Source organism: Actinokineospora terrae (genome assembly GCF_900111175.1).
Taxonomy (GTDB): Bacteria; Actinomycetota; Actinomycetes; order Mycobacteriales; family Pseudonocardiaceae; genus Actinokineospora; species Actinokineospora terrae.
In genome coordinates, this window is record NZ_FOGI01000001.1 from 371,803 (window position 1) to 393,257 (window position 21,455).

The following is a 21,455-nucleotide window of genomic DNA, read 5'->3' on the forward strand; positions in this document are numbered from 1 at the left end:
ACATCGGCGCGACCGGAACTTCTGCGCCATCAGCGGAATAGGGACGTTTCGCCACCGCGGGGACAGGGCGGGGCGAATCGCGCTGTGCCATCATCGGCCGGGTGGTGAGCTCCCGTGCCGTGTTGATCGGTGTCTCCACCTACGACGACCCGGCGCTCGTCCCGATCCCGGCGGCGCGCAACAGCCTCGACGGGATGCGCTCGGTGCTCACCGACCCGCTGCTGTGCGGCTGGGCCCCGGAGAGCGTCACGGTGCTGGCCGACCCGGTCCAGCCGGGGCACCTGGCGCGGCAGCTCCGGGCGCTGGCCAGGGACACCGAGGACGTGCTGCTGGTCTACTACGTCGGCCACGGGCAGCTGACCCCGCGCGGCGAGCTGTGCCTGACCACCAGGGACACCGTGGCGGAGGCCCCGGACTTCACCGGCCTGCCGTTCTCCTGGGTCAAGGAAGCCGTGCGCGACAGCCCGGCCGGGGTGCGGCTGGTGGTGCTGGACTGCTGCTACGCGGGCCGCGCGATCGAGGCGCTGTCGGGCGCGGACCAGATCGCCGACGTCACCCACGTGAGCGGCAGCTACACGCTGACCGCGACGACCACCAGCGTCGCCGCGCACTTCGACCCGTCCGACGAGTCGGCGTGCACCACGTTCACCGGCCAGCTCATCGACCTCGTGCGCACGGGCATCCCCGGTGGCCCCGCCCAGCTCACCTTCAGCGCCCTCTACCCGCACCTGCGGCGCAGGCTGGTCGGCCTCGGCCTGCCGCAGCCCAACCAGCGTGGCACCGACACCGCCGACCACTACGTCCTCGCCGCCAACCCGACCACCGGCGCGGCGTCCGAGCAGGCCGAGGCGTGGGCCGAACGCGGCGTCGACTGGTACGCGAGCGGGCACCACGACCGGGCCGAGGCGGCGTTCCAGGAAGCGGTGCGGCTGGACCCGGGCTCGGCGCCCTGCCGCACGGGGTTGGGCACCGTGGTGCTCGCCAGGGACCGGGCCGCCGAGGCCGAGGCGCACTACCGCGCCGCACTGGCCATCGACCCGATGAACCAGTCCGCGCGGATCGGGCTGGGCGACTCCATCCTGGACCAGGGGAGGGGGACCGAGGCCGAGGCGGAGATCCGGGCCGCGATCGGCATGGACCGGGGCAACGCGCAGGCGTGGATCTCGCTCGGTGAGCTGCTCGACCGCACCGACCGGCTGCCGGAGGCCGAGCACGCCTACGCCGAGGCGACGCGGCTGGACCCCGACTCCCCGCTCGCGCACGCGCTGCTGGGCGCGGTGCTGGTGGCGCTGGGTCGCCTCGACGAGGCCGGGTCCGCGCTCCGGGAGGCCATCCGGCTCGACCCCGCGGACCCGAACCCGCGCCTCGACCTCGGTGGGGTGCTCACCCTGCGCCAGGACCTGGCGGGCGCCGAGCAGGAGTTCCGCGAGGTCGTGCGGCTCGACCCGACCCTCGTCGCCGGGCACGTCGAGCTGGGCGGTGTGCTGGAGGCGCAGGGGGAGTGGAAGGCGGCGGAGGCGGCGTACCGGGAGGCGGAGCGGCTCGACCCCACGTCCGCGACGATCCAGCTGCACCTCGTGGACCTGCTGCGGTACGGGTCCGGGCCGTCGGACGACGCGCTGGCGGCCTGTCGCCGGGCCGTCGAACTGGCCCCCGAGGTCGCCGGGGCGCACTCGCTGCTGGGCGAGCTCCTGTGCGCCGGTGGGGAGTGCGATCGGGCGGTCGCCGCGTACGAGGCCGCGCTGGACCTCGATCCGGACCTCGTGTCCGCGCACGTCGGCATCGCCGAGTGCCGGTACCGGCGCGACGGGTTCCACGGCGGTGGCTGGGACCGGGCCGAGACGGCGCTGGAGCACGCGGTGCGGCTCGCCCCGGCCGACGCGAACGTCCGGTTCCTGCGCGGTGAGCTGGCGTGGGCGCGCGGGGATCTGGTGGCCGCGGAGCACGAGAGCGGTGAATCGCTGCGGATCACGTCGAACAACCGGCGAGCCACCTACACGCGGGGGGAGGCCCTGCTCGGTCTCCGGCGGTTCGACGAGGCCGAGGCGCACTACCGGGACTACCTCATGGCCGACCCCGATGACGGCGTCGGGTACCTCGGCGTGGGCCGCGGTCACCACGGACGAGGCGAGTACACCCTGGCCGAGCAGTGGTTGGAGCGCGCCGTCGAGCTCATGCCGGGGTCCGGTCAGGCCCGCCGGGCGCTGGCCTCGACGCTCGCCGAACTCGGCCACCTGGATCGTGCTGCCGAGCAGTTGCGGGTGGCAATCGGGCTCGACGACAAAGCGGCCCACCTCGACCTCGGCCGCGTCCTGCGCACGGCGGGCAAGGTCGACGAGGCGGAGCAGGCGTACCGGGACGCGCTGCGGGCGATGCCCGGGTGGGCCCTGGCATACCGCGAACTGGGTGATCTGTTGTCCCAGCAGGGAAGGGCGACCGAGGCCGAGTTGGCCTACCGGCACGCCACCGGTCCCGCTGTCGACCGCTGACCGGGGCCTCGATCGGGTGATCGGGGGCGTCGGGAGGCGTGCGGGGTGGTGGAGTGGTGAATGTCGGGGGCGGAGCGCGGCCGGGAAGAGGTGGCGCCAGATCGAGGAGAACGTGCGGTGAAAAAGTGGACAGCGGTGGCGTTCGCGCTCATGGTGGCGGTCGGGGTCGTCACGAACCCGACCTCGGCGGTCGCCCAACCGGCGGCGGGTGATCCCCTCGCCGGGGTCTGGGTGTTGCGCGCGGCGAACGGTTCCGCGCTCGTCGAACGCGGGGGCACGATCGGTCTCGGGTCTTCGGCAAGAGCGACCCGGTGGCGGTTCGTGCCGACCGGATCGGGTGAGGGCGGCGCCGAGTACGTCATCCACACCAAGGACCTGCGGGGCTGGGTGCTGCCCAGGGTCGCGCCGAGCGCGCCGGTCAAGGTGCAACCGTTGCTGGCGCTGCCGACCGACACCCGCAACCAGCGGTGGCGGGTGTACCCCGACGCCGGGGCGGCCCAGGCCGGTGTGCGGCAGGTGACGATCGCCTCGGCGGTCAACGGCTGGCCGGTCGTGGTGACCGGCGACTACCTGCCGCACCTGGCGGTGGTCCCGGAGACCTTCGCGCCGGTGACCTACCGGGCGATCAAGGTCGGCAACTAGCGGCTCAGCGGGACCGGCCGAGGCCCGTGGCGACCATCGTCCACCCCTGCCGGTCCCGCACCGCCGCCGTGGTGGCCCGCAGCGCGACCTTCCGGAAAGGCTGCTGCGCCGAGGGGTCCAGCACCGTGAGGCACCTGCCGTCGGTGGCGCAGACGCTCGTGGTCCGCCCGGAGTCGCGGCTGGCGACCGTCCAGTACTGCTCCGGCGCCCGGCGGTCGCAGACGGCCTGCGGGACCTGCTCGGATCCCGCCTGGGCGCGCAGGCAGCGGTGGCTGTCCTTGTTCTGGACCACGAAACCCCGGCCGTCGTCGGACTGCGTGAACAGCCACTCCTGGCGATCGGTGTTGCCGACGCAGTTCTGCGCGATGGCAAGGCCTTCGGGGGGAGGCGTGTGGGTGAGGCACAGCGCGGACCCGCCCTGGGGAGTCCACTGTGCACTGTACGGACCGTACCGGTGGAGCTGGCTGTCGGCGTGTGCCGGTGGCGCGCCTGCCAGCAGCAGGGCGACCAGTGCGGCGATCCTGGTGGGCGACATGGGCACCTCAGTTCTGCTTGGCGAACCGGACGGGGTGGTGGTCGGACCGGTAGAGGATGGTGTTGCCGTTCACGACGCGGTCCTGGACGACCTTCGCCGTCATCACCTCCGCCGTGCGCCGGTCGAACCAGATCATGTAGTCGTACACCTTCCTGCTCGGCCGCATGGTCCGCTCCACCGTCGCGGTCAGCCGCTCGCCCGGGCCCAGCAGCGGCCGCAAGTACTTCGGCTCGATGTTGAAGTCGCCGAGGAGCACCCAGTTCTCGCCCGCGTTCGCCGCGCGCACCTTGTTGACCAGTGCGGCCGCGTTGGCACCTGGGGGACTCGCGTCCGCGTGACCGGTGTGGATGGTCGTCCCATCGGCCAGCGTCAACTGCAACAGCCCACGATCCCCGTCGTGGAACTCATCCGACCGCACCGGTGGCTGGTAATCCCAGTCGACCACGTCCACCGCGGCGTGCTTGACGACGAACGCGAGGTTGTCCTTCCGGTTCTGGTCGCCCACACCCAGTTCCCGGTCCTCGGACTCCACGAAGTACAGCGTGCGCGGGTACGTCACCCCGTTGACGTCGATGAGCCAGATGCACCGCCGCGCCCGCCGCAACCCCTTCACATGATGCTGACACGCCCACCGCGGCGGAAACGCCAACGCCCCGCGATCAATGTCCCCGAGCGACCCCGCCTCCTGCAACGCCACGACGTTGTACGACTGCACCAGGGGCACCACCCCCAGCATCGTGTCGAGGTCCGTGCCCCACTTGCTGACCCCCTGGTAGTTGGCCCCCTGCATATTCCACGTCGCGAACGAGTAGTCCGCGATCCCCACCGCCCCCGCGGGCTCCGCCCCACCCACCAACACCCCAACGGCCACAACCGCCGACAGCCACACCCCACGCGCTCTCACGAGACCTCCCACCACATCCACACCACTGCCGCTGAACGTCCCACCCCCGTCCACTCCGGACAAACCTCACCAGCCGAAAGCCCCGTATTCTCACCCGGTGGTGGCTCCCCCCTCGGTGTCGCAGACCGTGTGCTGCTCAGTCTCACCGAGCTACCGACTCGTGGGTGGAAATTCGCGATCACGCGATGTGCGGGAACCTCACAGGAAGAAGGCGGCCAGGTCGGCGGCCAAGGCTTCGGGTTCTTCGGTGGCGGCGAAGTGGCCGCCGGTGGGCATGGTGTTCCAGCGGTGGAGGTTGTAGAGGCGCGCGGCCCAGGTGCGGGGGATGTGGCCGTGGTGGGTGTGTTCGTTGTTGAAGAGGGCGATGGCGGTGGGGGTGGGGATCTGGGGGAGGGGGAGGTCGTAGAGGGGGCGGTTGTCGTGGAAGTCCAGGAGGGACGAGGTGATGGTGTTGGTGGTCCAGAAGAGGGTGAGGGTGGTGAGGAGGTCGTCGCGGGTGAAGTGGGGTTCCAGGGAGCCGCGGGAGTCTGACCAGGCGTGCCACTTCTCCAGGATCCAGGCGGCCAGGCCGGTGGGGGAGTCGGCTAGGGCGTGGCCCAGGGTGAGAGGCTTGGTGGACTGGACAAGGTGGTAGCCGCCTTCGCGGGAGACGAAGTCTTCCTCGGCGGCGATGAGGGCGCGCTCGGCGTCGGACAGCGGGTGCGAACCAGGGCCGAGGTACGGGTCCAGCTCCAGGTTGCTCAGGTGCAACCCCAGCAGGTCATCCGGGAAGTCCAACCCCAGGAACGTGGTCACCCCAGCCCCGAAGTCCCCACCGTGGGCGGCGAACCGCGAATACCCCAAGCCGTGCATGAGGTCCCGCCACAGCCGGGCGGTGTCGCGCATCGTGTGTGGATGGTCCGGGCGCGCCGTGAACCCGTACCCGGGCAACGACGGCACCACCACGTCGAACCCGCGCGCCGTCAACAGCGGCACCACCGGCAGGTACTCGGCGAACGTGCTCGGCCACCCGTGCGTCAACACGATCGGCACGCCAGAGCCACCCGCGGCGCGCTCGTGGACGAAGTGGACCTCCACATCGGACACTCGCATGTGGAAGTGCGCGAACCCGTTCAGCCGTCGTTCCTGCGCCCGCCAGTCGAACTCGTCCGCCCAGTACCGCACGACCTCGCGCAGGTACTCCGGATCGATCCCCAGGTCCCATCCGACCCCGCCGGGCGCCGGGGGCCACCGCGTCCCCCGCAGCCGACCGCGCAACGACGCCAGCTCGGCCTCGTCGACGAACACCCGGAACGGCAACGGTTCCACGGACAACACCCTTCCCGAACACCCCCGGTGGCCGCCTGCCCCGCGGGGGTGTGGACAGGCGGCCGGGGGAGGGGGTCTGGGGTCAGCCGCAGGCGGTGGGCGGCTCGACCACCGAGTCGCGCTCGCGCGCCGCGATCGCCGCCACCGTCTCGTCGATCTTCGCCAGCAGCGCGGCGTCGTCGACCAGCTCGCCGCCGAAGGCCTCGGTGGCGAACTCGATCTTGCGTTCGTTGGTGACCGCGCCCGGCCGGTAGTCGGTGCGGGACAACACCTCGCGCACCGCCTTCTCGAACGCGCCCACCGCGTGGTCGACCTCGGCGTCGCCCCAGGCCGCGGTGATCATCTGGGTGCCGCTGTCCTCGAAGTACACCCCGTGGTCGAACGCGGCCCGGAAGATGTCGCGGGCCAGGTCGTCGGACTCCAGGATCACGTCGAACATCATCGGCGGCCCCGCCACGTGCGCCGGGATCCCCGCGTCGGTCAGCACACCGTGCATCCGGGACCGCAGCGCCGCACCGACCTCCTCGGTCCGGGCGTGCACCGACCCGTCCGCCACGACGTCGAGCACCGCGAGCGCCGCCGCCATCGGGGGCACCTCGCGCGTGTACGTGCCGCAGATCCCCGCCTTGTCGTAGGCGTTGATGACGTCCGCGCGCCCCAGCACCGACGCGATGCTGTGCCCGTTGCCGAGCCCCTTGCTGATCGTCACGATGTCCGCGGGCACGCCGCCGGTCCCGTTGAGCCCCCGCGCGCCCCACCGCAGACCGGTGATCACCTCGTCGAGCGCGAACAGCACGCCGTGCGCCCGGCACAGGTCCGAGAGCCGCCGGTAGTAGTCGACGTCGAACCACGCGGGTTCCGGCGTGACGAACACGCACGCGATCTCGTCGGCGAACTCCTCCAGCAGCCTGCGCAGCGCGGTCTCGTTGTAGCCGAAGTTCACCACGCGGGTGCGCGACTCGAAGCCCATCTTCAGGTACGACAGCTGCCAGTCGTGCCACCCGTGGTAGCCCGAGGTGAGCACCAGGTCCCGGTCGGTCGCGGCGCGGGCCAGCCGGATCGCGGTGGTGGTGGACTCCGACCCGGTCTTGCAGAACACCGCCTTCTCCGCGGCCGGGTAGCGCTGGGTCAGCCGGTCGGCCAGCTCGACCCGCTGCGGCGACAGGGTTGTCGCGAACACCGCGCCGTGGTTGCGGACCGCGTCGACGACGGCCTCGACGACCGCCGGGTGCTGGTTGCCCAGCAGCAGCGCGCCGCTGGCCGCGGTGACGTCGAGGATGCGGTTGCCCTCCACGTCGCGCATCCAGGACCCCTCGGCCGCCTCGATGACGACCGGGAAGCGGCTGCCGATGTCGTACTGCTCGGCGGCGGTGACCCGGCGGGCGCGCTCCAGGGTCTCCAGGTTGCCCAGGGCTAGGATGTCGGTCATCTACGGATTCCTCCACTGCTGCGACGTCGGAACTCCCCGAAGGCAAGCACACCAACGGTTTCGGACTATAGGCGAGAACCGGAAGACCAGTCGATCCCCCACCTGGCCGCTGCGCTCGAGCGTAGCCGGCGCGAGTGGACGACGGGGGTGCTTTGGCCGAACTGCTAGTCCCACGTGTACACCGCCCACCCCCAGTTCTGCCCGGAACCCTCGACCAGCGACCGGAAACCGGCCTCCAGCACCAACTCCGGGTACTCGGGGCTGTAGTACAGCAGGTACAGCGTCCGCGGCTGGGCCTGGACGGCGGACACCAGGTTGGCCAGCACCCGGGTGAGCACCTGCGGCCCGAACGGGTTGAACATGTAGATCACCAGGTCGCCGTCCGGCACCACCCACTCGGCCGCGTCGCACGCCTCGAACTCCACGGCGCGAGCCCGCACCGGCCCGGTGTAGCGCGTGACGTTCTCCCGGGCGACCTCCACGAGCGCGGGGGAGAAGTCGACCCCGACGGCGCGGCGGAACGGGTGCGCCGCGGCGAGCAGCACCACCCGTCCCTTGCCGCAGCCGAGGTCGACGAAGGTGAACCCGCTGTGGTCGAGATCGCCGAGCGCGTCCAGGGTCGCGGTGAACTCGCACTCCCTGGTCGGCCAGTAGTGGATGGCGTCCGCCCCGTTGGCGCCCAGGCCGTCGAGGCTGCCGATGCCGACCATCCGGCTGGTCTCGGTGCCGAACCGCTCGTCGAACCGGTCCGCCCGCTCGTGCCGTTTCGCCCGGTAGTAGTGGGTGAAGTCGATGACCGCCTCCCGCGGCCCCCACGCGCGCAGGGACTGCCAGAAGATGCGGACGTCGGTCCTGTCGAGCATGCGCGTTCCTATACCGGGGTCGGGGCGCGGCGGGGCGCGACCAGGTCGTCGGTGATCACCGAGGGCGGGTACAGCACCGCGAGCAGCGGACCGGCCATCGCGGTGGTGACCAGCGCCATCACCACCATCAGCGTGTAGAGCCTGGCGTCGAGCAGGCCCAGTTCGGCGCCGATGCTGAGCACGATCAGCTCGGTGAGGCCACGGGTGTTCATCAGCGTCCCGAGCACAGCGCTGTGCCGAGTGGACATACCCGAGAGCCGCGCCGCCCCGAACGCGCCGAGGAACTTGCCGGTGATCGCGGCGAGCAGGATCCACGCCAGCTCACCGAGTCCGGTCGTGCTGAACGCCGACAGGTCGACCTTGAGCCCGGCCACGATGAAGAAGATCGGCAGCAGCAGCACACCGTTGAGCTCCGCCACCCGGTCATGGACGAGTTCGCGGGCGCCCTGGCGCGGCATCACCACCCCGAACAGGAACGCGCCGAAGATGAGGTGCAGGCCGATCCACTCGGTGAACGCGGCCGACAGCAGGACCCCCGCGACGACCACGGCCAGCGCGCCGGGTGTGAGCTTCCCGCGCCCCACCAGCAGTCTGCCCAGCAGCGGCCGCACGACCCAGACCATCACCGCCAGGTACGGCAGCACCAGCAGCACCAACCACTGGTTGCCGTGTCCCTGCCCGGTCAGCGTGACGGCGACCGCGAGCAGGACCCAGGCCAGCACGTCGTTGATGGCCGCGCAGGTCAGCGCCAGCGAGCCGACCGGGGTGCGCTGCATGCCGCGGTCGGTCAGGATCCGCGCCAGCACCGGGAACGCCGTGATCGAGAGCGCGACCGCGATGAACACGAAGAACCCGGTGCGCCCGGCGGGGGCGTGCGCGTCGGCGAGGTACCACGCCAGCAGCGTCCCGAGCCCGAGCGGCAGCAGGATGGACGCCGTGGCGACCGCCGCCGCGACCTTCCCCTTCCCGCGCAGCAGCCCGCCGTCGAGTTCCATCCCGACGACGAACATGAACAGCGCGACCCCGATGGTGGCCAGCGCCGAGAGGTCGGCCCGGATCGAGGCGGGGAACAACCCGCCGCCGATGCCGTTGGAGATCAGCAGCGGGAGCACGAACACCCCCGCCAGCACCTCCCCGATCACCGGCGGCTGGCCCAGTGCCCTGGCCCCGGCGCCCAGCGCCCGCGCCAGCACGATGATCAACGCCAGGTCGAGCAGCAGGATGGTGGCATGACTGGTCATGGCGGATACACCATTCGACACCCGCGGGAGTTCCCCCGCCCCACACCGCCGCGGCGGGCCGCCCGGCCGGGTCCCCTCCCGACCGCCCCCTCCATGAGCATCCAGCTCCGAGCCAGGGGCTCGTGGCGACTTCCCACGGTAGTGGCCGCGCGGACCCGGGACAAGGTCAGGCCACCAAGTCGTGCGGCCGGACGGCGGCCGAGGTCCACAGCCGTTCCCCGCCGGAGGAGTCCGCGTGGGCGCGCAGCACCGGCAGGACCTCGGCGGGCAGTTGCGACGGGAAGAACTGGACGCCCTTCTCCTTCATAGCCCAGTCCACAGTGACAACGGTCGAGGTCTCCCCGTGCCGGTCGCCCGACCCGAGCGCGTACGGCAGGTCCTCGTACCACACGAAGGGCAGGTCCACAGTGGAGCAGGCGGCGCGCACGGCGGCGTGGTCGACGTGACCGCCGATGGCCAGAGGGGCGAACACCAGGTCAGGCCGGACGTCCCCGATGGCCGCCCGCAGCAGTGCCGACACCGGCGCCACCACCTCGGGCTCCGGTGCCGCGCCCATCTCCGTCTCGTCGGTGAACCCGCGCAGGCTCGCGTCCGGCAGGTCGTGCCGCACCAAGCGCACGCCTGCCCACGCGGCCCAGGCGTCCTCTTCGGCGGCCCGAACACCGGCCGCGGCAGGAGAGTCGTGCGTGGCATCCCCCGGCGCGTAACGGGTCTGACCGAAGAACGTCACCCCGAACACGTCCGCCCGCAACCGCGCCACGGTCCCGCCCAGCGACCACGCGAGGTCGTCCGGGTGGGGCGAGAGCAACAGGACCCGGGCCATCAGAAGAACTCGTCCAGCAGCCGGTAGTACCGCTCCCGCTCCGCGTCGAACCCCACCCCGTACACCTCCAGCACCGACCGGCCCGCGTCCCGGACCAGGACCGCCAGGTCGCGCCACGGATCGGCCATCCCGAGCCGACCGACGTCGATGACCCCGGTCAGCTCGTAGGTCGACGGGTCGATGAGCACGTTGTCCAGTCCGAGGTCTCCGTGGCACACGACCAGGTCCTCGGGCGGCACCGGCAACCCGGACAGCTTCTCCAGCAGCCGCTGCCCCGACCACCCGTCGTGCTCGGGATCCAGGTCGTCCAGGTCGACCACGCCCGACGCGACCGCCCGCCGCGCCCAGTCGGTGGTCACCGTCAGCGAACCGTCGAACGGGCAGTCGCGCAGGGCGTGCAGCGACCGGGTGAACTCGGCCACCGTGGCGACCGCCCGCGCCCGGTCCGGGGCGGTGTCCGCCGGGATGCCCGGGACCTCGGTCATCACCATCCAGGACTGCTCGTCCGACGCGCCGACCTCGATGACCTCCGGGACCGGGAAACCCCGCTCCTGCAACCAGGCCAGCCGCGCGGCCTCGTTGGACGGGTTGAACCGGAAGTCGTCCGCGCGCCGGGGCGGGGTCGTCTTCACGTACAGCGTCGACCGGCCCTCGACCCGGTACACCCGCGTCCCGTACGACCGGGACGCGACGGTGCGCCACCGGCCGCGCAGGCTCAGGGTCGGCGGCGTGGTCATCCGGTGACCGCGGTGGCGGACGTTCCCGCCGAGGGATCGCGGCGCGCCATCAGCTCGACGGTCTCCTCGATGCGCGCCAACACCGGCGGGGTGTCGTGCGGTGAGCCGCCGAACGCGTCCAGGGCGAAGCCGAGCCTCAACTCCTCGGACAGCTCACCCGGCTCGATGTCGGTCGTGGCCGCCACCGCGCGAGCGCCCTTCTCGAAGGCCTCCAGCGCGTGGTCCACATCGGACTGGGTGAACGCGGCGGTCACCATCTGGGTGCCGCTGTCCTCGAACCAGGCGCCGTGCTCGTAGGCGGCGGCGTAGATGTCCCAGGACAGCTGCTCGGACGGCGTGACCACGTCGAACATCATGTTCGGGCCGGTGACGTACGCCGGGATGCCGACCTCGCGCAGCACCTCGCGCATGCCGTCCTTGAGCGCCTGGCCCATCCGCTCGCAGTGCTCGTGCACCGAACCGTCGGCGATCTCGTCGAGCACGGCCAACGCCGCGAACATCGGCGTCAGCTCGCGGTTGTACGTCCCCGCGATCCCGGCCGCGTCGTAGTAGTCCAGCACGTCCGCGCGCCCCAGGAGGGCGGCGATCGAGTGCCCGTTGCCCAGGCTCTTGCTCATCGTGATCATGTCGGCGCGCACCCCACCGGACCCGTTGAGCCCACGCGGACCCCAGCGCAGCGCGGTGATGACCTCGTCGATCACGAACAGCACCCCGTGCCGCGCGCACAGCTCCGCCAGCCGCTGGTGGTAGGCCACGTCGAACCAGGCTGGCTCCGGGGTGATGATCACCGCGGCCACGTCCGCGCCGAACTCGTCGAGGTAGCGGGCCAGCGCGGTCTCGTTGTAGCCGAAGTTCGCGACCCTGGTCCGCGGGTCGTAGCCCATGTTCCGGTACGGCCGCTGCCACTCGAACCACCCGTGGTACCCGGCCGTCAGGATCAGATCCCGCCCGGTCGCCGCGCGCGCGATCTGGATCGCCGCCGTCGTCGCCTCCGAGCCGGACTTGCAGAACACCGCCTTCTCCCCGGCGGGGTAGCGCTCGCACAGCCGCTCCGCCAGCTCGATGCGCTGCGGGGTGATCGTGCTGGCGTACACGACGCCGTGGTCGCGCACCGACCGGACCACGGCCTCCACCACGGCCGGGTGCTGGTTGCCCAGCAGCAGCGCCCCGCTGGCCGCGGTCACGTCGAGGATCCGGCGACCCTCCACATCGCGCATCCACGACCCGACGGCACTGTCGAACACGGACCCGAACCGGGTGCCGATGTCGAACCGCTCCGCCGCGGTCACCCGGCGCGCCCGCTCGATGGTCTCCCGGTTGGACCCGGTGACGATGGTGGTCATCTGCAACCTCTCCGAACGGACCCGACGCGGGAAGGCGGCACGGGAGCGGGGTGGTCAACTCGGGTGCCACGAACCGGCCCCGGTGCTCGCGGACACTACCCGAGCGGACACCCGCGCATCCAGGTTTTCGGCGCAGGGGAGCCGGATAGCCCAACAGCGGCGTCCGAACGCCCCCAGTTGCCCGGAAACGCCGCGGTAACCCGGCGGCGCGGGATAACTTGGTCCGGAAGGGACCGTCCGGCGAGGAAGGATGTCCAGTGGCCGCACCGGTGGCGCAACCGACTCTGCCCATGCCCGGGTTCACACCCGAGCGAGTCCACGACCCGGACGCGTTCCTCAGCCGCTGGGTGTACGACAACCCCGCGCTGGCTGCCCGGCGCGACCTGTTCACCCGCTGGCTCACCGACCCGACCCCACGCGAGGACATCGCCGAGCAGGTGGGTGTCCCACTGGGGGAGTTGTTGCGGTCGTTCAACTCCACCGCGCCGTTGGGCGAGCCGCTGCCGTTCGGCTACCGGTCCGCTCCCTTCGCGACGGTGTCCATGGCCGGGACCTGCGACGATGTCGCCGATGGCCGCTGGCCGCTGTTCGGCACCCCGATGACGCTGCGGTGCTACCTGCGCGACCTCTCCCTGTTGCCCCAGGACATGGTGGAAGCGGCGGACTGGAACTTCATGGACGCGGGCTTACCCGGCTTTCTCGGCTACCTCTACGGCTCCGTCCACGAAGGCACGCTCTACCTGGCAGGCCTGCAAAGCGACCTCGGGGTGCGCTACAGCTACCTGTTCCAGGGCCGCGGCGGGGGCACCGAGGTGCGTGTGGGTGACGACGTGGTCGAGCGCCCCGCCGAGGAGATGGTCGCGGCGTACGGTCGGTACGTCCCGGTGCTGCGCCGCACCTTCCAGCGCTACTGGATCCAGATCATGCTCGGTGCCGCCGTCACCTGGGCGCGTTCGGCCGGGGTGAGCCGGATCGGCATCCTGCGCTTCCCGTTCCGTTCCGAGGAAGACGTCCAGGGCCACGTGGTCCGGAGGGTCTACGCCGAGCTGCCGGAGCGCGTCTCGGGTGTGGACGAGACCGTGCGGGTGGGCGATGAGAGCCACCTGTACTCGGTGGCCCCCATCGCCTCCGTCGAGTCCTACCTCGGCACCAGGTTCAGCAGGCCCTGACGGCCGAGGGTCGGTGCCGCCCCGGGCGTGTGCAGCCCCGAGTCGATGCCGTAGTCGTCGCGCAGCAACCGATGCGCCGTCCGCAGCGCGACAGCCTGGATCGTCAGCGTCGGGTTCGCACCGCCGGGGAACGGCAGCACCGCCCCGTCGCCGACGTACACGTTGTCGGTGTCGTGCAGGCGGCAGTCCGAAGTGGTCACACTCGTCCGCGGGTCGTCACCCATGCGACACGTCCCGTGCAGGTGACTGCTCCCCAGCGCCCAGCCCGAGGGTTCCCGCACGGTGACACTGCACCCCGCGGCCTCCAGCATCCGCGTCCCCTGGTTCATCATGTACTCAAGCCTGGCCAGGTCACGGGGGTGGGCCTGGTAGTCCATCACCACGTCCGTCACCCCGTGCGCGTCCGTACCCGTCCCGAGCCGCACCCGGTTCGTCGTCTGCGGCTCGTCCGGCACCAGTGCCTCGATGCGCACCAGCTGCTCGGTCGACCGCAACCGGAACGGCCGCTCCGGTCGGGCCTCGTACAGCAGCCCGCCGATGCCGCCCGGCGCGTGCGGATCCTGGTACAGGTCCGCGACGGCGCAGGTCGAGAACGGCCCGAGACCCATGGTCTCCCCGCTCAGCTCGCCGACCCCGTTGTACCGGTACCCGACCAGGTACTCGCTCAACTTGAAGCACAGTCCACGGCCGACGAGGTCGTGCGTGTTGCCCAGCCCGCCCGGGTACTGGTCCGCTGTGGACCGGAGCAGCAACGCGGCCGTCTGCACCGCGTTGGCGCACAACACGAACCGCGAGGCGCGGAACCGGTAGCGCTCACCGGTGTCCATCCGCACGCACTCCAGCGACGTCGCCTTGCGGCCCTCCGCCAGCAGCCGCACCGCCTTCATCCCCGCGAACAGCCGCGCGCCGTGCCGCAGCGCCGGGTCGAGGAACCGCGTCGAGTCGCCCTTGGCGCCCGAGGGGCACGTCCGGCAGATGCACGGAGCGTCCGCCGCACATCCCGGGAGCCCGTTGTGCGGCAGGCTGTTGAGCGCCAGGGGAGTGGGGAACGGGTTCCACCCCAACGCCGCCGCGCCCTCGGCCAGCAACGCGCCCTCGGCCGAACGCGCCACCGGCGGCATCGGGTAGGCGCTGGTCGCGGGCAGGGTCGGGTCGGCACCGGCCAGGCCGGAGACCCCGACCAGGTGCTCGACCGCGTGGTAGTACGGGTCGAGCTCGGTGTGGTCCCACGGCCAGCGCAGCGGCAGCTCGGTGCGCCCCAGCACCGTCTCGGCGTCGAAGTCGACCGGGCGGTTGCGGAAGAAGGCGCCGCCGAAGAACAGCGTGCCGCCGCCGACGTTGCAGGTCGTCCACGGGTAGCCGATCTTGCCCCAGGTCCCGTTCTCCTGCCGGACCCACGCGGGCTCGGCCGCGGCGAGCAGGTCGTCGTAGCTGACGTCCGCGGTGACGTGCCCGCCCTGCTCCACGACCACCACCGACAGACCCGCGCGCGCCAACAGCCACGCCGTCGCCGCGCCGGAGGCACCGCTGCCCACCACGCACACGTCATAGGTCTCGGCCAGCTCGGCCCGCGTCGGGACGGGTCCCAGGTTCACGCGACCTCCCCGTCGGCGCCGGTCAGCACGGGTTCGCGGCTCTGCACGACCTCCAGCGCCTCCCGGACCTCCGCCAGCCGCACCGCCACCAGCGGCAGCCCCGGGTCGCCCGCGGGCCTGCCCAGCTCGCGCAGCAGCACGAACGCGATGGACTCCGAGCAGGGCGGCAGGTAGCCGCGCTTGTTGTCGTCGCGCACCACGTCCATCACGTCGTCCACGGTCAGCCCGGCGGGCAGCCGCAGCGGCGCGCCCAGGGCGCTCACGACCTCTTCGTGCAGTTCGACGATCTCCGCGGGCAGCCAGCCCCTGCGGTGCGCGATGGTCGCGGCGACGACCATGCCGAACGCGATCGCCTCGCCGTGGCTGACGCCGTCGTTGCCGCGCCGCCGGTGGTCCGCCAGCTCCACCGCGTGCCCGACCGTGTGCCCGTACTCCAGCACCAGCCCGGTCCGCTGCTCGCGGGCGTCGTCGACGGTGACACTGCTCTTGGCCCGCACGCTCTCGTCGAGCAGCCACAGCAGAGCCGCCGGTGTGGACAGCTCGCCGCCCGCGAGCACCTCCCGCAGCCGCGGCAGCGCCTCGGGGCGGATGGCCAGGCAGTTCTTCGCCGCCTCGCACAGCCCGGAGCGCAGCTCGCGGTCCGGCAGCGTCGCCAGCAGTGCGACGTCGGTGAACACCGCGTACGGCGGCAGGTAGGTGCCGATGTGGTTCTTGCCGATGGCGCTGTTGATCGCCTGCTTGAGCGAGAGCACCGAGTCCATCGCCGCGGTGGTCGTGGTCGGGATGTGCACCAGCCGCACGCCGCGGAACAGCAGCGCCGCGATCACCCCGGCCAGGTTGCCCGGCACCCCGCCGCCCAGGCCGACCACCACCGACCGGCGGGTCGCGCCCGCGGCGAGCACCCGCTCCAGGTCGGCGGCCAGCACCGGCAGCGTCTTCATCGCCTCCCCGGGCGGGTGGCTGATGACCTCGACCCCGGCCAGCGCCCGCAGCCCGGGCAGCAGCGCCTGCCCGTGCAGCTCGAGCACCGTGTCGTCGGTGACCACGACGAACAGGTCGGCGTCCAGCGCCGCCAGTTCCTGCAGCACCAGGTCGAGGCAGTCGACCCCGTAGTAGTAGGGGTAGTCGACCTCGCCGATCCTGATCCGCTGGACCTGCCAGCCCCCGGGGACCGCCCCGGCGTCGCGAGTCGCCATCCATCATCTCCCATTCGCCCAGTGGTCAACGCGAATTCGGTGTTCTCGTCTTCTCGCCGGATGAGTCCGAATGGTCCAAGGTTCGGCGCCGGTCGAACATCGCACAGCCCCATTGCGGCGGAGCATACCGAGTCGCAATTGCGCGTCACAATAAGGACGTGATCACGATTCTGTGGTATGCCCGTCGGGTCGTGCTCGGTAATGGCGCGAGAATTCTCCGGGGACACCGTCGGACGTCGGATGAATAGGGGTTGCCGCGGCCTGCGTGCTGGCCCCTGTCGAACCATCCTTACCGGACCGTCAACACCGGGCGCGGACGCCCGGTGGCCGCGGCCGGGGGCCTGCGCCCGAGCACCCCCCATTGCCCCCGCTGTCCACCCTGGTTCGTTCCCCGGCGGATAACACCAGGTCACAAGCCTGCTTCGGCGGTGGTGACTGCCGACGCGCCGTCCACTCTAGCTACTCGGCGGCGCGGGTGTGTGCGGTTTGGACCAACTCCCCACCGTCCACTGTGAAAAGTTGACGACACCCACTGCGGTGTTGCCAAAACATTTCCAGTGGGTTTCACGAATACCGCGAAGTCGCTTGCCGAGTTCGCGTGCTCGTGGTCTAGTAGAGGGCGCTTGAGGAGAGCTTGTCAAGCCCGTCCCTTCCGGCCGTCCTGGCGTCGCGGGGCAGCGCTGCTGCCCTCTTTCGGAGGCATGTAATGGTCCATCTGCCCTTACTTCCCGTAGTGCCCAGACATGTCACCGTCTTCGTGAACTGGGCGTGCAACCTGACCTGTCGGGAGTGCTGGATGTACGGCGACTCCTCGGCGGAGAGCACCTGGTTGGCCGAGGTGAAGGGCGATCAGGTCAGCATCGAGATGTGGACCGCGATCGTCGACGAACTCGCCGCCGCCGAGGACGGGGTCGGCAAGACCTACCTGACGATCATGGGCGGCGAGCCGCTGATGCACCCGGACCTGGTCGAGCTGGTCCGCATCGCCAAGACCAGGATGCCCGACTGCAACCTGGACATGAGCACCAACGCCACGCTGCTGCCGCGCTTCGCCGACAAGCTCGTCGAGGCGGGCATCGACGACGTGTACGTCTCCATCGACGGCCCGACCGCCGAGGTGAACAACCCCATCCGCGGCCGCAAGTCCTTCGAGCGCGCCGTGGCGGGCATGCAGGCGCTGCAGGAGGCGAGCCGCAAGGCGGGCAAGGGCCCCAAGATCGCGCTGAACTTCGTGGTGACCGGCATGAACTACGAGCAGCTGCCGGACATGGTGCGGATGGCCGAGGAGTACGGCATCGACGAGCTGACCGTCGGGCTGGCCAGCTACTTCACCAAGGAGGAGGGCAAGGCCAGCCGCGCGGCGTTCGAGGACGTCACCGGGCGGCCGTTCCTGTCCTGGGCCGGGTACTGCAACGAGCACCAGCACGCCAACATCGACCCGGACAAGCTCGAGCAGCTGCTCATCGAGGCCGAGAGCATGTCCGACAAGGTCGAGGTGCTCATCGCCCCGACCCGCTACGACGCCAAGGCCAAGAGCCGGTTCTTCACCAAGGACTGGCGCGGCATCGTCCGCGACAACACCTGCATGAAGCTGTGGGCGCAGACCACCGTGCTGCCCAACGGCGACGTGATCAGCTGCACCACCTTCTCCGACACGGTCATGGGCAACATCAAGGGGTCCAGCCTGCGCGAGGTGTTCCACAACGACACCTACGGCCGGATGCGCGAGACCATCCGCGAGGGCCTGCAGCCCATCTGCCACCGCTGTTGCGAGCTCAACATGGACATCGACGTCGACCCGGCGCTCTACGCGACGGCAGCAGAGAGGTGATGATGACCAGCAGCCCCACCACCGAGGCGGCGCCACCGCGGTCGGCCACCCAGGTCACCAACGCCACCTACCAGGACCTCGAGCGGGCCAACAAGGTCTACGGGGACGTCTTCCGGGCCGCCTTCGAGTACGTCTACGGCAGCCACATCCCCGGCGACGTCGTCGAGTTCGGCTGCTACGAGGGGTTCAGCTCGCTGCTGCTGGCCGACCTCATCGGCGAGTTCGACGCGCAGACCGATTTCTACACCGCGTTCTTCCCGCGCCGCATCCACGTCTACGACTCGTTCGCGGGCTTCCCCAAGAGCGAGAACCCGGTCGACTCCATCTCCTACGAGGTCGCCGACAGCGGCTACTGGCGCGAGGCCGAGGACGCCTCCCCGCCCGGCACCGAGGAGATGCTGCGCCAGGAGTTCGCCCGCCGCTTCGGCGACAACGGGTGGACGGTGGTGCGCGGGATGTTCAACGACACCCTCGCGTCCGACCCGCTGCCGGGCGAGGTCGCCATCGCCAACCTCGACTGCGACCTGTACTCCTCGTCGGTCGAGGTGCTCGACCACCTGCTCGGCCGCAGGCTGATGCCCGACGGCGCCGTGCTGCTGCTCGACGACTACAACTGCAACCGGGCCAACCCGCGCTTCGGGATGCGCCGCGCCATGCGCGAGTGCTTCGCCCGCACCGACGGGTTCTACGAGTACAGCGAGTTCCTCCGCTACGGCTGGCACGGCCGCGCGTTCTTCGTGCACCGCCTGGGCGACAGCCCGAACCCGGACGGTGCGTGATGACCGCTGTCGAGGACACGGTCCTCGCCCTGGTCGTGCGCGGGCACAGGGAGCACTCGCTCGAACGCGTCCCCCGGCCGGTGCCGGGCCCGGGGGAGGCGCTGGTCGCCGTCACCCACGTCGCGGTGTGCGGCACGGACCTGCGGCTGCTGCGCGGCACCCTGCACGACGCCGAGTACCCGGTGGTGCCCGGCCACGAGTGGGCCGGGCGCGTGCTGGAGGCGCCGAGCAGGCCGGAACTGGTCGGCAGGGCCGTCGTCGGCGAGGGCATCACGCCGTGCCGGGCGTGCGCGCGCTGCGCCGAGGGCAAGTTCAACCTCTGCCTCGACCTCGACGAGGTCGGCTTCACCAGGGCGGGCGCGTTCGCCGAGGCGTTCACCCTGCCCGCGGCGAACCTGCGTCCGCTGCCCGAGGGGCTTTCCGGCGCCGAGGGCTGCCTGCTGGAGCCGCTGTGCGTGGCGCTGCACGCGGTCGAGCGCGCGCCCGCGGTCGCGGGACGCGATGTCGGCGTCATCGGCGCGGGGGCGGTCGGGCTGCTCGTCGCGCAGCTCGCGTTGGCCGGTGGCGCCGCCTCGGTGACCGTCGCCGAGCCGTCCGCGCACCGCAGGGGCATCGCCGCCGAACTCGGGGTCGGGTCGGTCGACTCGCTCGCCGAGTGGGCGGGCGACACCCAGCCGGACCTGGTCTTCGACGCCACCGGGGTGGCCGCGGTGTTCCCGCAGGGCATCCAGGCGACCCGGCCGGGCGGCGACTACGTGCTGGTCGGCTACTCCGGCGAGGAGTCGGCGCACGTCGAGCCGAGCACGATCATGCTGCGCGAGATCTCGGTGCACGGCGTGCTGTCGGGCTTCGACCAGATCGACCGCGCCATCGAGGTCGTCACCAGCGGCGCGGTGCGCCTGGGGCCGCTGCTGGGGCAGGCGCTGCCGATCGCGGACTACCGGGTGCTGCTCGACGAGAGCGGTGTCCCGCCCCTGCGCAGCGTCTTCGTCACCGACCACGCCTGAGAAGACCGGAGAGGAGCGACCGCGGATGCCCAGGACCCTTCGTCCCCTGTGGACATCCGCGGTCGCGCCGACCCGGTCAACCGTCCCGGGTGGACCCGTGCCGGACCGTCCTGTCGTACACCGCGGCGATGGCGATCGCCACCTGCGCCAGGTCGTAGCGGGCGCGCACCGTCTTCGCCGCGCGCTCGGCGGTGTCCGCGCGCCACTTCGGGTCGGCCAGCGCCTGCTCGATGCCCTCGGCGAACGCCTGCGGGGTGCGCTCGGGCACCAACCAGCCCAGCGCGCCCTCCTCCAGCACGGTGGCGACCCCGCCGACGCCGACCGCCACGATCGGCAGCCCCACCGCCATCGCCTCCAGCATCACGCTGCCGAACTCCTCGTGCAGCGAGGACATCAGCAGCAGGTCCATGGTGCCCATCACGGTCGCGATGTCCTCGTTGGGCACGTACCCGGTGACGGTCACGACGTCGTCGAGCCCGCGCGCGGCCACCTCGGCCTCGAACAGGTCGCGCTCGTTGCCGTCGCCGCAGATCACCCAGTGCGTGCCGGAGCCGCGCAGCCGCTCGGCGATGTCGAGGATGATCGGCCAGCCCTTCTCCCGCGCGATGCGGCCGACGTAGCCGACCACGGGCTTGTCCTCGGGGATCGCGAACCGCGCGCGGAACGCGGCCACGGACTCGGGGGTGGCGCGCTGGGCGAACGCGTCGGCGTCGATCACGTCCGGCCGTACCGCGAACCGCTCGGCGGGCACGCCGGTGCGGCTCGACAGCACGGGGATGGTGCGCGGGGTCAGCGTCACTGTGTTGGCGGCGGCGCGGATCGCGCGCTTCTCGATCCAGCGGGCCAGCGGCTGCATCAGCCGGTCCAGCGGGGTCATCGGGTGGTAGGTGACGATGATCGAGCAGTGCACGGTCAGCACCAGCGGCACCCGCAGCATCTTGGTCAGCAGCCAGCCCAGCAGCGGCGGGATCATCACGCCGCTGCAGTGCACGTGGATCACGTCGTAGCGGCGGCGCTCCCGGACGAGGTGCCACAGCACGCCCAGCGCCCACGCCAGGTTCAGGTCGACCATGCCGCGGATGCGCGAGCGCAGTGGCAGCACGGGGATCCGCACACCGCGCACCGTGGTGCGCTCCGACATCCGCCACTCGCGCGGCGCGCCGGGCAGCCGCAGCGTCAGCACGGTCTGCTCGACGCCGAGCTCGGGCTGGGCGTCGAGCTGGCTGGTGAGCCGGTGGATCTGCGACTGCATGCCGCCGATGGCGTCGAACTTCACCGGCCAGGAGCGGGTCGCCAGCTGCGGCCAGTAGTAGTGCGGGGTCAGCCGCAACACCCGGGTCGGGGGTCTTTGCTCACCGATCACAAGTCTGCCTCCGGTTCGACAAGGGGGAGGGAGCCGCTGGAGAATTCGCGGCGGTGGTTCACGCTATCACCCGGATTGGTCGCGCAGACCCCTTATTCCGGCTTCTCCCGGTCGGTCGGGGAAATACTTCGCGAACGCGCCGGAACGCGGTGTGCTGCCGGTATAGTGCGCTTGAGAGCCAAGCGCGGATCAGGGAGAGAG

General features: G+C 71.3%; 18 protein-coding genes. 6 read left to right on the forward strand and 12 right to left on the reverse strand.

Annotated elements, in window-relative coordinates; all coding sequences use genetic code 11:
* Nucleotides 1–101 precede the first annotated feature (101 nt).
* Both BMY07_RS01545 and BMY07_RS01550 read left to right on the forward strand, forming a co-directional pair.
* The gene (locus BMY07_RS01545; protein WP_092774568.1) at nucleotides 102–2,489 is read left to right on the forward strand and encodes a caspase, EACC1-associated type; all 2,388 of its coding nucleotides are present in this window, start codon (nucleotides 102–104) and stop codon (nucleotides 2,487–2,489) included.
* Between the two features lie 117 nt (nucleotides 2,490–2,606).
* Entirely contained in the window at nucleotides 2,607–3,131 is a 525-nt protein-coding gene (locus BMY07_RS01550; protein WP_143073297.1) for a hypothetical protein, read from the forward strand.
* A 4-nt stretch (nucleotides 3,132–3,135) separates the two neighbouring features.
* On the opposite strand, the gene BMY07_RS01555 is transcribed toward BMY07_RS01550, so the two are convergent.
* From BMY07_RS01555 to BMY07_RS01595, 9 genes are all read right to left on the reverse strand, one after another.
* Complete coding sequence (locus BMY07_RS01555; RefSeq protein ID WP_092774570.1) at nucleotides 3,136–3,666, reverse strand: RICIN domain-containing protein; 531 nt, start codon at nucleotides 3,664–3,666, stop codon at nucleotides 3,136–3,138.
* Between the two features lie 7 nt (nucleotides 3,667–3,673).
* Complete coding sequence (locus tag BMY07_RS01560) at nucleotides 3,674–4,570, reverse strand: endonuclease/exonuclease/phosphatase family protein (RefSeq protein ID WP_143073298.1); 897 nt, start codon at nucleotides 4,568–4,570, stop codon at nucleotides 3,674–3,676.
* A gap of 198 nt (nucleotides 4,571–4,768) precedes the next feature.
* Entirely contained in the window at nucleotides 4,769–5,878 is a 1,110-nt protein-coding gene (locus BMY07_RS01565; RefSeq protein ID WP_092774929.1) for an epoxide hydrolase family protein, read from the reverse strand.
* A gap of 82 nt (nucleotides 5,879–5,960) precedes the next feature.
* Nucleotides 5,961–7,307: an aminotransferase class III-fold pyridoxal phosphate-dependent enzyme gene (locus BMY07_RS01570; RefSeq protein WP_092774572.1), complete on the reverse strand. Its 1,347-nt coding sequence runs from the start codon at nucleotides 7,305–7,307 to the stop codon at nucleotides 5,961–5,963.
* 164 nt (nucleotides 7,308–7,471) lie between these two features.
* A complete protein-coding gene (locus tag BMY07_RS01575; RefSeq protein ID WP_092774573.1) occupies nucleotides 7,472–8,170 on the reverse strand; it encodes a class I SAM-dependent methyltransferase in 699 nt (232 codons plus the stop codon).
* An 8-nt stretch (nucleotides 8,171–8,178) separates the two neighbouring features.
* Nucleotides 8,179–9,411 (reverse strand): cation:proton antiporter domain-containing protein, encoded by a 1,233-nt coding sequence (locus BMY07_RS01580; protein WP_092774574.1) that lies wholly within the window; start codon nucleotides 9,409–9,411, stop codon nucleotides 8,179–8,181.
* A gap of 166 nt (nucleotides 9,412–9,577) precedes the next feature.
* The gene (locus tag BMY07_RS01585) at nucleotides 9,578–10,234 is read right to left on the reverse strand and encodes a PIG-L deacetylase family protein (protein ID WP_092774575.1); all 657 of its coding nucleotides are present in this window, start codon (nucleotides 10,232–10,234) and stop codon (nucleotides 9,578–9,580) included.
* A complete protein-coding gene (locus tag BMY07_RS01590; RefSeq protein WP_092774576.1) occupies nucleotides 10,234–10,971 on the reverse strand; it encodes an aminoglycoside 3'-phosphotransferase in 738 nt (245 codons plus the stop codon). Before BMY07_RS01590 ends, BMY07_RS01585 begins: the two co-directional genes overlap by 1 nt.
* Nucleotides 10,968–12,314 (reverse strand): aminotransferase class III-fold pyridoxal phosphate-dependent enzyme, encoded by a 1,347-nt coding sequence (locus BMY07_RS01595; RefSeq protein ID WP_092774577.1) that lies wholly within the window; start codon nucleotides 12,312–12,314, stop codon nucleotides 10,968–10,970. The genes BMY07_RS01590 and BMY07_RS01595 overlap by 4 nt, the downstream gene beginning before the upstream one ends.
* A 290-nt stretch (nucleotides 12,315–12,604) precedes the next feature.
* On the opposite strand from BMY07_RS01595, the gene BMY07_RS01600 reads away from it, so the two are divergent.
* A complete protein-coding gene (locus tag BMY07_RS01600) occupies nucleotides 12,605–13,483 on the forward strand; it encodes a hypothetical protein (RefSeq protein ID WP_143073299.1) in 879 nt (292 codons plus the stop codon).
* Here the strand turns inward: BMY07_RS01600 and BMY07_RS01605 are convergent.
* Together BMY07_RS01605 and BMY07_RS01610 are read right to left on the reverse strand one after the other, a co-directional pair.
* Nucleotides 13,453–15,078 carry an FAD-dependent oxidoreductase gene (locus BMY07_RS01605; protein WP_177215377.1) on the reverse strand — a complete coding sequence of 542 codons (1,626 nt, stop codon included), beginning with the start codon at nucleotides 15,076–15,078 and terminating at the stop codon, nucleotides 13,453–13,455. The two genes, BMY07_RS01600 and BMY07_RS01605, sit on opposite strands and share 31 nt — an antisense overlap.
* Complete coding sequence (locus BMY07_RS01610; protein WP_092774580.1) at nucleotides 15,075–16,274, reverse strand: 2-deoxy-scyllo-inosose synthase; 1,200 nt, start codon at nucleotides 16,272–16,274, stop codon at nucleotides 15,075–15,077. The genes BMY07_RS01605 and BMY07_RS01610 overlap by 4 nt, the downstream gene beginning before the upstream one ends.
* Nucleotides 16,275–17,007: 733 nt before the next feature.
* Here BMY07_RS01610 and BMY07_RS01615 point away from each other — a divergent pair.
* Genes BMY07_RS01615 through BMY07_RS01625 form a run of 3 tightly spaced genes read left to right on the forward strand, consistent with a single transcriptional unit; the run spans nucleotide 17,008 to nucleotide 19,891 of the window.
* Nucleotides 17,008–18,105, forward strand: a complete 1,098-nt coding sequence (locus tag BMY07_RS01615) for a radical SAM protein (RefSeq protein WP_177215378.1) — start codon at nucleotides 17,008–17,010, stop codon at nucleotides 18,103–18,105.
* 2 nt (nucleotides 18,106–18,107) lie between these two features.
* Nucleotides 18,108–18,884, forward strand: a complete 777-nt coding sequence (locus BMY07_RS01620; RefSeq protein ID WP_177215379.1) for a TylF/MycF/NovP-related O-methyltransferase — start codon at nucleotides 18,108–18,110, stop codon at nucleotides 18,882–18,884.
* Nucleotides 18,884–19,891, forward strand: a complete 1,008-nt coding sequence (locus BMY07_RS01625) for a zinc-dependent alcohol dehydrogenase (RefSeq protein ID WP_092774583.1) — start codon at nucleotides 18,884–18,886, stop codon at nucleotides 19,889–19,891. Before BMY07_RS01620 ends, BMY07_RS01625 begins: the two co-directional genes overlap by 1 nt.
* A 76-nt stretch (nucleotides 19,892–19,967) precedes the next feature.
* On the opposite strand, the gene BMY07_RS01630 is transcribed toward BMY07_RS01625, so the two are convergent.
* Entirely contained in the window at nucleotides 19,968–21,254 is a 1,287-nt protein-coding gene (locus BMY07_RS01630) for a glycosyltransferase family 4 protein (protein ID WP_092774584.1), read from the reverse strand.
* Nucleotides 21,255–21,455: the final 201 nt, after the last annotated feature.